Below are 13,241 nucleotides of genomic sequence, written 5' to 3' on the forward strand. Positions count from 1 at the left end.
GGGGCGCAAGCCAGCGCCTGCGCCCTCGCCTTCACGGCTTATTTGCCATAAATATCAATGCTAAAGTATTTTTTCTGGATAGCGTCGTAGGTGCCATCGGCGCGAATAGCCTTGATAGCGCCGTTCAGGGCATCCCGCAGCGCCGGATTATCTTTATTGACCGCAATCCCCACATCGGAAGAGATGCCGCCGTCCTGAATGACCGGACCGGCAAAAGCGAATTTCTGCCCGCGCGGGGTATCAATAAAGCCGGTCGCCGCCTGGATATTATCCTGCAAAGCGGCGTCAATACGTCCGGAGAGCAGGTCGAGGTAGACGTTATCCTGATTCGCGTAGCTGACGATCTTCACGCCGTGGTTGGCCCAGTTAGCCTTCGCAAACGCTTCATGGGTGGAACCGGTCTGGACGCCGACGGTCTTGCCTTTCAGGCTGGCGACCTCAGGCAGCAGCGGGCTACCTTTGCGCGCCACCAGCTGCGCTGCGCTGCGGTAGTAGCGGTCGGTAAAGTCCACTTCCTTTTTACGCGCATCGGTCATATTGAGCGAAGCGATAATGGCATCGAACTTATGCGCGTTGAGAGCGGCAATCATGCTTTCGAACGGCTGCTTAACGAAAACGCATTTGGCTTTTAGCTGGGTGCACAGCGCGTTGGCGATATCAATATCAAAACCGGTAATTTCACCGCTGGGGGCCAGTACGTCAAACGGCGGATAGCCGCCATCGACGCCAAAGCTAATGGTATCAAACTGCTGGGCGGCCAGCGGCGCGCTGAGCGCCATGCAGGCCAGTAGTGCGGCAAGGCGTAGTTTCATTTCGATCTCCCCGGTGTCGGCGCAAAAATTAAAAACGCAGTGAGAGGCAGGTCAGGCCGCCATCCATTTTCTTAAATTCGCTGGTGTCGAGCTGCACGACAGGCATTCCCAGCTTGCTGATTTCGCCCAGGGTACAGGGGTAGCCCTGCGGCGTAATTAAGGTATCGTTGATCCACAGCGTATTTCCGGCGTAGGCCTCTTCCTCCGGGATCACGATACGGTTGAAGCCGCTAAACGCCGGATGGTTAACGTAGCCTTCCGTCAGCAGCAGCGTATTGCGGCCCACATAGTTGACGATCGATTTCAGATGCAGACCGGCGCTCACTTCAATCGCCGTCACCGTGTAGCCGTGCGGCTCAACGGCGGCGGCAAATTCGCGGATCCCCTGCTCATCGGTACGCCCCGTCAGGCCGATAAAAAATCGTTGGCCCACCAGCAGCACGTCGCCGCCGTCCATATGTCCGCTTTCGCTCATCTGCACCAGTGGACGAAACCCCGCCAGCACCGGCGCAATGGTATCGACTTCGCCCTGACGGCTCGGCGCGCCCGGATGAGTAATCACCGCCAGTTCCGGCATGACCACCGCGGTATCTTCAACAAAGTGCGCATCGGGATATTCCGCCGCGGCAGGAAGCACGGTGACCTTCAGACCGAGCTGCAGAAGGGTCTCTACATAGGCGAGAAACTGGCGCGTGGTGGCGGCGATATCCGGCGCGCCCAGTTGGGCGGTAGTTTGTCCTGCGCCGCAGGTGGCGGCCGGTAGACGGGCGATAGCTTGGGTAAAATGCATAAAGAACCCTCTGATAGTGGTCGCATTGCTTAAAGCAAAATCTTGAGTGAATTTGATTATTAAACAGATGCGCCTGCCAATCAGGCTGAATCACGCCCCGGGGCCGCTTATTCACGCTGTATATCAGCCTGGCTGCGACGCATTCCGCTGTGACCCTTAAGAAACAGCGAATGACCGGCGATAATTAACCGGGTTCCTCGCCCGGCTAAGCAAAATCGTTAAGCGAATTTTGCGCCTAACTATTCATCGTAACCGGCTCAAGGAAAAGCGTTTTTTCCAGACGTTTCTGGACAGTCTTTTCATAATTCCTCCATTTTTAAGCGGCGTTCGCTGACTAAACTAGTATCATTCCGTGAAACGTTTCAGGATGAGATAGCAAATTAATGAAAGGTAGCAATAAAAGCCGTTGGGCAGCCGTGCTGGTGGTAGCGATCGTCGCGGGCGCCGCGTACTGGTTCTGGCAGGGTCGCGAAGCGGCAAATAGCGGCGCGCCGACGGCGACAGGCGCGCGTCAGCAGGGCCCCGGAGGCGGACGGCCCGGTCGTTTTGGCGCCGCCCTCGCGCCGGTACAGGCGGCAACCGCGACCAGCGAAGCGGTGCCGCGCTACCTTTCCGGCCTCGGCACCGTGACGGCGGCGAATACCGTCACCGTGCGCAGCCGCGTCGACGGCCAGCTTCTGGCGATCCACTTTACCGAAGGCCAGCAGGTCAAAGCGGGCGATCTGCTCGCGGAAATCGATCCCAGCCAGTTTAAAGTCGCCCTCGCCCAGGCCGAGGGGCAACTGGCCAAAGATCGGGCGACCCTCGCCAACGCCCGCCGCGATCTGGCGCGCTACCAGCAGCTGGTGAAAACCAATCTGGTGTCGCGCCAGGAGCTGGATACCCAGCAGTCGCTGGTCAGCGAAACCCAGGGCACGATTAAGGCGGACGAAGCCGCTGTCGCCAGCGCCCAGCTCCAGCTGAACTGGAGCCGCATCACCGCGCCGATTGACGGCCGGGTCGGCTTAAAACAGGTGGATATCGGCAACCAGATCTCCAGCGGCGACACCACCGGCATTGTGGTACTGACGCAAACCCACCCTATTGATGTGGTCTTTACGCTGCCGGAAAACCAAATCGCCACCGTCATACAGGCGCAAAAGGCGGGGAAAAAGCTGGCGGTCGAAGCCTGGGACCGCACCAATAAACAGAAAATCAGCGAAGGCTCGCTGCTGAGCCTCGATAACCAGATTGACGCCACCACCGGCACCATCAAGCTGAAAGCGCGCTTTACAAACCTTGATGACGCCCTGTTCCCCAATCAATTCGTCAACGCCCGTATGCTGGTCGATACCGAGCAAAACGCGGTAGTGATCCCAACCGCCGCGCTGCAAATGGGTAACGAAGGTCATTTCGTCTGGGTACTGAACGACGAGAATAAGGTCAGCAAGCACACCGTCACGCCGGGTATTCAGGACAGTCTTAAAGTGGTGATCAACGCCGGTCTCTCCGCCGGCGATCGCGTGGTCACTGACGGGATCGATCGTCTGACGGAAGGCGCAAAAGTTGAGGTCGTCGAAGCCCACGATGCGGCAACCGCCGCCGAGCCGGAAAAAGCCACCAGCCGCGAATACGGTAAAAAAGGAGCGCGCTCCTGATGCAAGTGTTACCGCCGAGCAGTACGGGCGGCCCTTCCCGTCTGTTTATCATGCGCCCGGTCGCCACGACGCTGTTAATGGTGGCCATCATGCTGGCCGGGATTATCGGCTATCGATTCTTACCGGTTTCGGCGCTGCCGGAAGTGGACTACCCGACGATTCAGGTGGTAACCCTCTATCCCGGCGCCAGCCCGGACGTGATGACCTCATCCGTGACGGCCCCGCTGGAGCGCCAGTTTGGCCAGATGTCCGGCCTCAAGCAGATGTCCTCCCAGAGCTCCGGCGGCGCGTCGGTGGTCACGCTCCAGTTCCAGCTCACGCTGCCGCTGGACGTCGCGGAACAGGAAGTACAGGCGGCCATCAACGCTGCCACCAACCTGCTGCCTTCTGACCTGCCTAACCCGCCGGTCTACAGCAAAGTTAACCCCGCCGATCCGCCGATTATGACCCTCGCGGTCACCTCTTCCGCCGTGCCGATGACCCAGGTCGAGGATATGGTCGAGACCCGCGTGGCGCAGAAGATCTCCCAGGTTTCCGGCGTCGGGCTGGTCACCCTCGCGGGCGGCCAGCGCCCGGCGGTACGCGTCAAGCTCAACGCCCAGGCCATCGCCGCGCTCGGGCTGACCAGCGAAACGGTGCGCACCGCGATAACCAGCGCCAACGTCAACTCGGCGAAAGGGAGCCTTGACGGCCCGGCGCGGGCGGTGACCCTCTCCGCCAACGATCAGATGCAGTCGGCAGAAGATTATCGCCGCCTGATTATCGCCTGGCAGAACGGCGCGCCGATTCGCCTCGGCGACGTCGCCACCGTGGAACAGGGCGCGGAAAACAGCTGGCTCGGGGCATGGGCGAACAATCAGCGGGCGATCGTCATGAACGTCCAGCGCCAGCCGGGGGCCAATATTATCTCTACCGCCGACAGCATCCGCCAGATGCTGCCGCAGCTGACCGAAAGCCTGCCGAAATCAGTCAAAGTACAGGTGCTTTCCGACCGCACTACCAACATCCGGGCGTCGGTTAGCGACACTCAGTTCGAGCTGATGCTGGCTATCGCCCTGGTGGTGATGATTATTTACGTCTTTCTGCGCAACGTCCCGGCGACGATTATTCCCGGCATCGCCGTGCCGCTATCGCTGGTCGGCACCTTTGCGGTAATGGTGTTTCTCGATTTCTCGATTAACAACCTGACGCTGATGGCCCTGACCATCGCCACCGGCTTTGTGGTCGATGACGCCATCGTGGTGATCGAAAACATCTCGCGCTATATCGAGAAAGGCGAAAAGCCGCTGGCCGCCGCCCTGAAAGGGGCCGGAGAGATTGGCTTTACCATTATCTCGTTGACCTTCTCGCTGATTGCGGTGCTGATCCCGCTGCTGTTTATGGGCGATATCGTGGGCCGCCTGTTCCGCGAGTTTGCCATTACCCTGGCGGTGGCGATCCTGATCTCCGCGGTGGTGTCGCTGACCCTGACGCCGATGATGTGCGCCCGCATGCTGAGCCACGAGTCGCTGCGCAAGCAGAACCGCTTCTCGCGCGCCAGCGAGCGTTTCTTTGAGCGGGTGATCGCCGTCTATGGCCGCTGGCTGAGCCGGGTATTGAATCATCCCTGGCTGACACTGAGCGTGGCCCTCGGTACCCTGGTGCTGTCGATTATGCTGTGGGTGTTTATTCCGAAGGGCTTTTTCCCGATTCAGGACAACGGCATCATTCAGGGTACGCTGCAGGCGCCGCAGTCGGCGTCGTTCGCCAACATGGCCGAGCGCCAGCAGCAGGTGTCGGCGGCGATACTCAAAGATCCGGCGGTGGAAAGCCTGACCTCCTACGTCGGGGTTGACGGCACCAACCCGGCGCTCAACAGCGCCCGCCTGCAAATCAACCTTAAGCCGCTGGACGAGCGCGACGATCGCGTGCAGACGGTGATCGGCCGCCTGCAGAACGCGGTGAGCGGGATTCCCGGCATTGAGCTTTACCTTCAGCCCACGCAGGATCTGACCATTGACACCACCGTCAGCCGCACTCAGTACCAGTTCACCCTGCAGGCGAACTCGCTGGATGCGCTCAGCAACTGGGTCCCTCAGCTGCTGACCCGGCTGCAGGCGCTGCCGCAGCTCTCCGACGTCAGCAGCGACTGGCAGGACAAGGGCCTGGCGGCGTATATCAACGTTGACCGCGATAGCGCCAGCCGCCTCGGCATCAGTATGGCGGACGTCGATAATGCGCTGTATAACGCCTTCGGCCAGCGTTTAATCTCCACCATCTATACCCAGGCGAATCAGTACCGCGTGGTGCTGGAGCATGATACCCAAGCCACGCCGGGGCTGGCGGCGCTGGATAATATTCGCCTGACCAGCAGCGACGGCGGGATTGTGCCGCTGAAATCCATCGCCAGCGTCGAGGAGCGTTTTGCCCCGCTATCCATAAACCATCTCGATCAGTTCCCGGTCACCACCATCTCATTTAACGTGCCGGATAACTATTCGCTGGGCGATGCGGTCGATGCCATCCTTGGCGCCGAACAGGCGCTGGAATTCCCGAGCGATATCCGCACCCAGTTCCAGGGCAGCTCTCTGGCTTTCCAGTCGGCGCTGGGCAGCACCGTCTGGCTGGTGGTCGCTGCGGTAGTGGCGATGTATATCGTCCTCGGGGTACTGTATGAAAGCTTTATTCACCCGATAACGATTCTCTCCACCCTGCCGACGGCGGGCGTGGGCGCGCTGCTGGCGCTGTGGCTGGCGGGGAGCGAACTGGACGTTATCGCGATTATCGGCATCATTTTGCTGATCGGCATCGTCAAGAAAAACGCCATCATGATGATCGACTTCGCGCTGGCCGCCGAACGCGAACAGGGCATGCCGCCGCGCGAGGCTATCTACCAGGCCTGTCTGCTGCGCTTTCGTCCCATCCTGATGACCACCCTCGCCGCCCTGCTCGGCGCGCTGCCGCTGATGCTCAGCACCGGCGTCGGCGCGGAGCTGCGCCGTCCGCTGGGGATTGGCATGGTCGGCGGTCTGATGCTCAGCCAGGTGCTGACCCTGTTCACTACCCCGGTGATCTATCTGCTGTTCGACCGACTGTCGCTGTATATGAAGAGCCGATTCCCGCGGCGTGAAGAGGAGGCGTAGGTGAAGTTTTTCGCGCTCTTCATTTACCGTCCGGTGGCGACGATTCTGATTTCGCTCGCTATTACTCTCTGCGGCATCCTCGGTTTTCGCCTGCTGCCGGTAGCGCCGTTGCCGCAGGTGGACTTCCCGGTTATCATGGTCAGCGCCTCGCTTCCCGGCGCGTCGCCGGAGACCATGGCCTCTTCGGTGGCGACGCCGCTGGAGCGCTCTTTGGGGCGGATTGCCGGGGTCAATGAGATGACCTCCTCCAGCTCGCTCGGCAGTACGCGCATCATTCTTGAGTTCAACTTTGACCGCGATATCAACGGCGCGGCCCGCGACGTGCAGGCGGCGATTAACGCTGCGCAAAGCCTGCTGCCGAGCGGTATGCCGAGCCGTCCGACCTATCGCAAAGCCAACCCGTCAGACGCGCCGATCATGATCCTCACCCTCACCTCGGACACCTGGTCCCAAGGTGAGCTGTACGACTTCGCCTCAACCCAACTGGCGCAGACCATTGCCCAGATTGACGGCGTCGGCGACGTCGACGTCGGCGGCAGTTCGCTGCCCGCTGTGCGCGTCGACCTCAACCCGCAGGCGCTGTTTAACCAGGGCGTGTCGCTCGACGCGGTGCGCACCGCCATCAGCAACGCCAACGTGCGTAAACCGCAGGGGGCGCTGGAAGATGCCACCCACCGCTGGCAGGTGGCGACCAACGACGAGCTGAAAACCGCTGCCGAATACCAGCCGCTGATCGTGCACTACAACAACGGCGCGGCGGTGCGCCTCGGCGACGTCGCCAACGTCACCGATTCGGTGCAGGACGTGCGCAACGCCGGGATGACTAACGCCAAACCGGCGATTTTGCTGATGATCCGTAAGCTGCCGGAGGCCAATATCATTGAGACGGTGGACAGCATTCGCGCCCGTCTGCCGGAGCTACAGCGCACCATCCCGGCCTCTGTCGATCTGCAAATCGCCCAGGACCGTTCGCCGACCATCCGCGCCTCGCTGGAGGAAGTTGAGCAAACGCTGGTGATCTCGGTGGCGCTGGTGATCCTCGTGGTCTTCCTCTTCCTCCGCTCGGGGCGCGCGACGCTGATCCCGGCGGTGGCGGTTCCGGTTTCGCTGATCGGCACCTTCGCCGCCATGTACCTGTGCGGCTTCAGCCTTAACAACCTGTCGCTGATGGCGCTGACCATCGCTACCGGCTTCGTGGTTGATGACGCCATCGTGGTGCTGGAAAACATTTCCCGCCATCTCGAAGCGGGCATGAAGCCGCTGCAGGCGGCGCTGCAGGGGAGCCGGGAAGTCGGATTTACCGTTCTGTCGATGAGCCTGTCGCTGGTGGCGGTATTCCTGCCGCTGCTGCTGATGGGCGGCCTGCCGGGAAGGCTGCTGCGCGAATTCGCCGTTACTCTGTCGGTGGCGATCGGCATCTCGCTGGCGGTCTCCCTGACCCTGACGCCGATGATGTGCGGCTGGCTGCTGAAAAGCGGCAAGCCGCACGAGCCGACGCGCAAGCGCGGTGTTGGCCGCCTGCTGGTGGCGATTCAGGGCGGATACGGTAAGTCGCTGAAGTGGGTACTGAAGCATAGCCGCTTAACCGGCCTGGTGCTGCTTGGCACCATCGCGCTGAGCGTCTGGCTCTATATTTCGATTCCTAAAACCTTCTTCCCGGAGCAGGACACCGGGGTGCTGATGGGCGGGATCCAGGCCGATCAGAGCATCTCGTTCCAGGCGATGCGCGGCAAGCTGGAGGACTTTATGAAGATCATTCGTGAAGATCCGGCGGTGGACAACGTCACCGGTTTTACCGGCGGCTCGCGGGTCAACAGCGGGATGATGTTTATCACCCTGAAGTCGCGCGATGAGCGCCATGAAACGGCGCAGCAGATTATCGATCGGCTGCGGAAGAAGCTGGCCAAAGAGCCGGGGGCCAACCTGTTCCTGATGGCGGTACAGGATATCCGCGTCGGCGGCCGTCAGGCCAACGCCAGCTACCAGTACACGCTGCTGTCGGACGACCTTGCGGCGCTGCGGGAGTGGGAACCCAAAATCCGCAAAACGCTGGCGGCGCTGCCGGAGCTGGCGGATGTCAACTCCGACAGCCAGAATAACGGCGCCGAGATGGACCTGATCTACGACCGCGATACCATGTCGCGACTCGGCATCAGCGTGCAGGACGCCAATAATCTGCTAAATAACGCCTTCGGTCAGCGGCAGATCTCAACCATCTACCAGCCGCTGAACCAGTATAAAGTGGTGATGCAGGTCGACCCGGTCTACACCCAGGACGTCAGCGCCCTCGATAAAATGTTTGTGATCAACAGCGAAGACAAGCCGATCCCGCTATCCTATTTCGCCAAATGGCAGCCGGCCAACGCCCCGCTGTCGGTGAACCATCAGGGGCTGTCGGCGGCATCGACCGTGTCGTTTAACCTGCCTACCGGCAAATCGCTGTCAGAAGCCAGCGACGCCATTAACCGGGCGATGACCCAGCTTGGCGTGCCGTCCAGCGTCCGCGGGTCGTTCGCCGGGACCGCGCAGGTGTTCCAGGAGACCATGAACTCGCAGGTGATCCTGATTCTGGCGGCTATCGCCACGGTCTATATCGTGCTGGGGATCCTCTATGAGAGCTACGTTCATCCGCTAACCATTCTGTCGACTATTCCGTCCGCGGGCGTCGGCGCGCTGCTGGCGCTGGAGCTTTTCGATGCCCCGTTCAGCCTAATCGCGCTTATCGGGATTATGCTATTAATTGGCATTGTGAAGAAAAACGCCATCATGATGGTCGACTTTGCCCTGGAAGCGCAGCGCAACGGCAACCTGCCGCCGGAAGAGGCAATCTTCCAGGCCTGTCTGCTGCGCTTCCGGCCGATAATGATGACCACCCTGGCGGCGCTGTTCGGCGCGCTGCCGCTGGTTATCTCTGGCGGCGATGGCGCCGAGCTGCGCCAGCCCTTGGGGATCACCATTGTCGGCGGTCTGGTAATGAGTCAGCTGTTGACCCTGTATACCACGCCGGTGGTCTATCTGTTCTTCGACCGTCTGCGGCTGCGTTTTTCGCGAAAAGTCCATCAACCGGTAAGCGAATAACATGACAGATCTTCCTTCCAGCGTACGCTGGCAGCTGTGGATAGTGGCCTTTGGCTTTTTTATGCAGGCGCTGGATACCACCATCGTTAACACCGCCCTCCCCTCAATGGCGCAAAGTCTTGGGGAGAGCCCGCTGCATATGCATATGGTTATCGTCTCCTACGTGCTGACGGTGGCGGTGATGCTGCCCGCCAGCGGCTGGCTGGCGGATCGTGTCGGAGTAAGAAATATCTTTTTTAGCGCCATCGTGCTGTTCACCGCCGGCTCCCTGTTCTGCGCGCAGGCCACCACGCTCGATCAGCTGATTCTGGCCCGGGTGCTGCAGGGCGTCGGCGGCGCAATGATGGTTCCCGTAGGCCGCCTGACGGTAATGAAAATTGTCCCGCGCAGCCAATATATGGCGGCGATGACCTTCGTCACCCTGCCCGGCCAGGTGGGGCCGCTGCTCGGCCCGGCGCTCGGCGGGATGCTGGTGGAGTACGCCTCCTGGCACTGGATCTTTCTGATCAATATTCCGGTTGGCATCATCGGCGCCATCGCCACACTGTGGCTGATGCCCAACTACACTCTGCAAACCCGGCGCTTTGATATCCTCGGCTTTATTTTGCTGGCCGCCGGCATGGCAACGCTCACCCTGGCGCTCGACGGCAAAAAGGGGCTCGGAATCTCCCCCCTGTGGCTGACGGCGCTGGTGGCCATCGGCGCGGCGTCAATTCTGTGCTATCTGTGGCACGCGCGCGGCAACCGCAACGCGCTGTTCAGCCTGAAGCTGTTTAACAACCGCACCTTTTCTCTCGGCCTTGGCGGCAGCTTCGCCGGGCGCATCGGCAGCGGCATGCTGCCGTTCATGACCCCGGTGTTTTTACAGATTGGCCTCGGCTTTTCGCCGTTCCACGCCGGGCTGATGATGATCCCTATGGTGCTTGGCAGCATGGGAATGAAGCGCATTGTGGTTCAGGTGGTCAACCGCTTCGGCTATCGCCGGGTGCTGGTGACTTCAACGATCGGCCTCGCGCTGGTCAGCCTGCTATTTATGGGCGTCGCGCTCGCGGGCTGGTACTGGCTGCTGCCGGTGGTCCTGTTTCTGCAGGGAATGATTAACTCCAGCCGCTTCTCCTCAATGAATACCCTGACCCTGAAAGACCTGCCCGACGATCTGGCCAGCAGCGGCAACAGCATGCTATCGATGGTCATGCAGCTGTCGATGAGTATCGGCGTCACTATCGCCGGGATGCTACTCGGTCTCTACGGCCAGCAGCATATCGGCGTCGATGCGGCGACCGCTCATCAGGTGTTTCTTTATACCTACTTAAGCATGGCGGTGGTTATTGCGCTGCCGGCACTCATTTTTTCCCGCGTACCGGACGACACCACGATGAATACCGTGATTCGTCGCCGTAAAAGGAGTGAGTCTTGAAGTTCTGGCGTCCCGGCATTACCGGCAAGCTGTTTATCGCGATTCTTGCCACCTGCATCGTGCTGCTAATCAGCATGCACTGGGCGGTGCGTATTAGCTTTGAACGCGGCTTTATCGACTATATCAAGCGCGGCAACGAACAGCGCCTGACCATGCTCGGCGATGCCCTGAGCGAACAGTATGCCCAGCACGGCAGCTGGAAGTTCCTGCGCAACAACGACCGCTTTATTTTCCAGCTGCTGAAAACCTTTGAGCGCGACAATGACGATCGCTCGCCGCCGGGTCGCGGCATGGGTCCGATGGACGAACCGCGTCCGGGCCCCGGCCCCGGAGAGATGCCGCCGGATGCCGCGCCGGACCGCCCCCTTGATGGCCCGCGCGGCGATCGTGGCGATCGCGGTCCCGGTCCTGATATGCCTCCGCACGGCTGGCGCACGATGTTCTGGGTGGTCGATCAGAAAGGGCGCGTACTGGTGGGCCCGCGCGAGCGCGTCCCGACAGACGGTACCCGGCGCAGCATTATGGTTAACGGCGTCGAGGTTGGCGCGGTCATTGCCTCGCCGGTTGAGCGCCTGACGCGCAATACCGATATCAACTTCGACCGTCAGCAGAAACGCACCAGCTGGCTGATTGTCGCCCTCGCTACGCTGCTGGCGGCGCTGGCCACCTTCCCGCTGGCGCGCGGTCTGCTCGCCCCGGTTAAACGGCTGGTTGAGGGGACTCATCGTCTGGCGGCCGGCGATTTCTCCACCCGGGTCACCGCCACCAGCAGCGATGAACTGGGGCGCCTGGCGAAAGATTTCAACCAGCTAGCCAGTACCCTTGAACGCAATCAGCAAATGCGCCGCGACCTGATGGCCGATATTTCTCATGAACTGCGCACGCCGCTGGCGGTGCTGCGCGGCGAGCTGGAGGCGATTCAGGATGGCATCAGGAAATTTACCCCGGATTCCATCGCCTCCCTACAGGCGGAGGTCGCCACCCTCACCAAACTGGTCGAGGATTTGCACCAGCTTTCCATGTCCGATGAAGGCGCCCTCACCTACCAGAAAAGCTCGGTGGATATTATTAATCTGCTGGAGGTCGCCGCCGGCGCGTTTCGCGAGCGCTTCGCCAGCCGTGGACTGTCGATTGGCGTTTCGCTGCCGGAAAGCGCGGCGATTTTCGGCGACCGGGATCGCCTGATGCAGCTGTTCAACAACCTGCTGGAAAACAGCCTGCGCTATACCGATAGCGGCGGCGGCCTGCAGATTAGCGCCAGCCAGAGCGGCCAGATGCTGATTCTCGACTTTGCCGATAGCGCGCCCGGCGTCACCGACGAACAGCTGGAGCGGCTGGTTGAGCGCTTTTATCGTACCGAAGGGTCGCGTAATCGTGCCAGCGGCGGCTCTGGTCTGGGGCTGGCAATTTGCCTTAACATCGTGGCTGCCCACGGCGGCACTTTACGTGCCGGCCATTCGCCTTTGGGCGGGGTTAGCATTAAAGTAGAGTTACCTCTGGAACGTAATTTATCGAGAGACGTATGACTGAATTACCTGTTGATGAAAACACGCCGCGCATTCTTATCGTGGAAGATGAGCCCAAACTGGGCCAATTGCTGATCGATTATCTTCAGGCGGCGGGTTATGCGCCGACGCTGATCAATCACGGCGATCGGGTTCTACCGTACGTTCGCCAGACGCCGCCGCATCTGATCCTGCTGGATCTGATGCTGCCCGGTACCGACGGACTCACTCTGTGCCGGGAAATCCGCCGTTTCTCTGAAGTTCCGGTGGTGATGGTAACCGCCAAAATCGAGGAGATCGACCGCCTGCTGGGGTTAGAAATCGGCGCCGATGACTATATCTGTAAGCCCTATAGCCCGCGTGAAGTGGTGGCCCGCGTGAAGACCATTCTTCGCCGCTGCAAGCCGCAGCGCGATCTGCAGGCGCTGGATGCCGAAAGCCCGCTGATTGTCGACGAGGGCCGCTTCCAGGCTTCCTGGCGCAACAAGCTGCTGGACCTCACGCCCGCCGAGTTCCGGCTGCTGAAGACCCTCTCTCAGGAGCCGGGTAAAGTCTTCTCCCGTGAACAGCTGCTCAATCATCTGTACGACGATTACCGCGTGGTCACCGATCGCACCATTGACAGCCATATCAAAAACCTGCGCCGCAAGCTGGAATCGCTGGACGCCGAGCAGTCGTTTATCCGCGCCGTTTACGGCGTTGGATATCGCTGGGAAGCCGACGCCTGCCGCCTGGCGTAACCGCACAGCCCCGGCTCAGCGCCGGGGCTGGCATTTTCTGTTATCCGCTCCCCCAAATAAGCCCCTCAGCGGCGCTTCAGGAAAAAACTGCGCCCTTCGGGTCATAATCTGAGAATACCGGCAATAATAAGAAATACGTC

The 13,241-nt window shown here is 60.6% G+C and carries 8 protein-coding genes; 6 read left to right on the plus strand and 2 right to left on the minus strand.

Translation table 11 applies throughout. From position 1 onward, the window contains the following. Positions 1 to 38: 38 nt before the first annotated feature. Positions 39 to 812, minus strand: a complete 774-nt coding sequence (locus ABLV12_RS12765; RefSeq protein ID WP_016809226.1) for an ABC transporter substrate-binding protein — start codon at positions 810 to 812, stop codon at positions 39 to 41. Positions 813 to 840: 28 nt separating this feature from the next. Beyond that, a complete protein-coding gene (locus ABLV12_RS12770) occupies positions 841 to 1,602 on the minus strand; it encodes an amidinotransferase (protein ID WP_348867081.1) in 762 nt (253 codons plus the stop codon). Positions 1,603 to 1,985: 383 nt separating this feature from the next. Between ABLV12_RS12770 and ABLV12_RS12775 the strand changes: the two genes are divergently transcribed. From ABLV12_RS12775 to baeR, 6 genes are read left to right on the plus strand one after another with little or no spacing between them, the layout of a single operon-like run. Continuing rightward, on the plus strand, positions 1,986 to 3,239 hold the full coding sequence (locus ABLV12_RS12775; protein ID WP_032745151.1) for an MdtA/MuxA family multidrug efflux RND transporter periplasmic adaptor subunit: 1,254 nt from the start codon (positions 1,986 to 1,988) through the stop codon (positions 3,237 to 3,239). Continuing rightward, entirely contained in the window at positions 3,239 to 6,361 is a 3,123-nt protein-coding gene (locus ABLV12_RS12780; protein WP_004103737.1) for an MdtB/MuxB family multidrug efflux RND transporter permease subunit, read from the plus strand. The genes ABLV12_RS12775 and ABLV12_RS12780 overlap by 1 nt, the downstream gene beginning before the upstream one ends. After that, the gene (gene mdtC, locus ABLV12_RS12785; protein WP_004114006.1) at positions 6,362 to 9,439 is read left to right on the plus strand and encodes a multidrug efflux RND transporter permease subunit MdtC; all 3,078 of its coding nucleotides are present in this window, start codon (positions 6,362 to 6,364) and stop codon (positions 9,437 to 9,439) included. It abuts the gene before it with no gap. 1 nt (position 9,440) lies between these two features. Next, positions 9,441 to 10,856: an MFS transporter gene (locus ABLV12_RS12790; RefSeq protein WP_325906140.1), complete on the plus strand. Its 1,416-nt coding sequence runs from the start codon at positions 9,441 to 9,443 to the stop codon at positions 10,854 to 10,856. Then, positions 10,853 to 12,382: a two-component system sensor histidine kinase BaeS gene (baeS, locus tag ABLV12_RS12795; protein ID WP_348867083.1), complete on the plus strand. Its 1,530-nt coding sequence runs from the start codon at positions 10,853 to 10,855 to the stop codon at positions 12,380 to 12,382. The genes ABLV12_RS12790 and baeS overlap by 4 nt, the downstream gene beginning before the upstream one ends. Next, the gene (gene baeR / locus ABLV12_RS12800; protein WP_004103744.1) at positions 12,379 to 13,101 is read left to right on the plus strand and encodes a two-component system response regulator BaeR; all 723 of its coding nucleotides are present in this window, start codon (positions 12,379 to 12,381) and stop codon (positions 13,099 to 13,101) included. The genes baeS and baeR overlap by 4 nt, the downstream gene beginning before the upstream one ends. Positions 13,102 to 13,241: the final 140 nt, after the last annotated feature.

The organism is Klebsiella sp. CN_Kp100, assembly GCF_040065315.1.
GTDB lineage: Bacteria > Pseudomonadota > Gammaproteobacteria > Enterobacterales > Enterobacteriaceae > Klebsiella > Klebsiella oxytoca.

Coding starts and splice junctions, on each gene's coding strand:
- ABLV12_RS12780 (WP_004103737.1), top strand. CDS start 3,239: ATGCAAGTGTTACCGCCGAGCAGTACGGGCGGCCCTTCCCGTCTGTTT.
- ABLV12_RS12765 (WP_016809226.1), bottom strand. CDS start 812: ATGAAACTACGCCTTGCCGCACTACTGGCCTGCATGGCGCTCAGCGCG.
- baeR (WP_004103744.1), top strand. CDS start 12,379: ATGACTGAATTACCTGTTGATGAAAACACGCCGCGCATTCTTATCGTG.
- ABLV12_RS12790 (WP_325906140.1), top strand. CDS start 9,441: ATGACAGATCTTCCTTCCAGCGTACGCTGGCAGCTGTGGATAGTGGCC.
- ABLV12_RS12770 (WP_348867081.1), bottom strand. CDS start 1,602: ATGCATTTTACCCAAGCTATCGCCCGTCTACCGGCCGCCACCTGCGGC.
- ABLV12_RS12775 (WP_032745151.1), top strand. CDS start 1,986: ATGAAAGGTAGCAATAAAAGCCGTTGGGCAGCCGTGCTGGTGGTAGCG.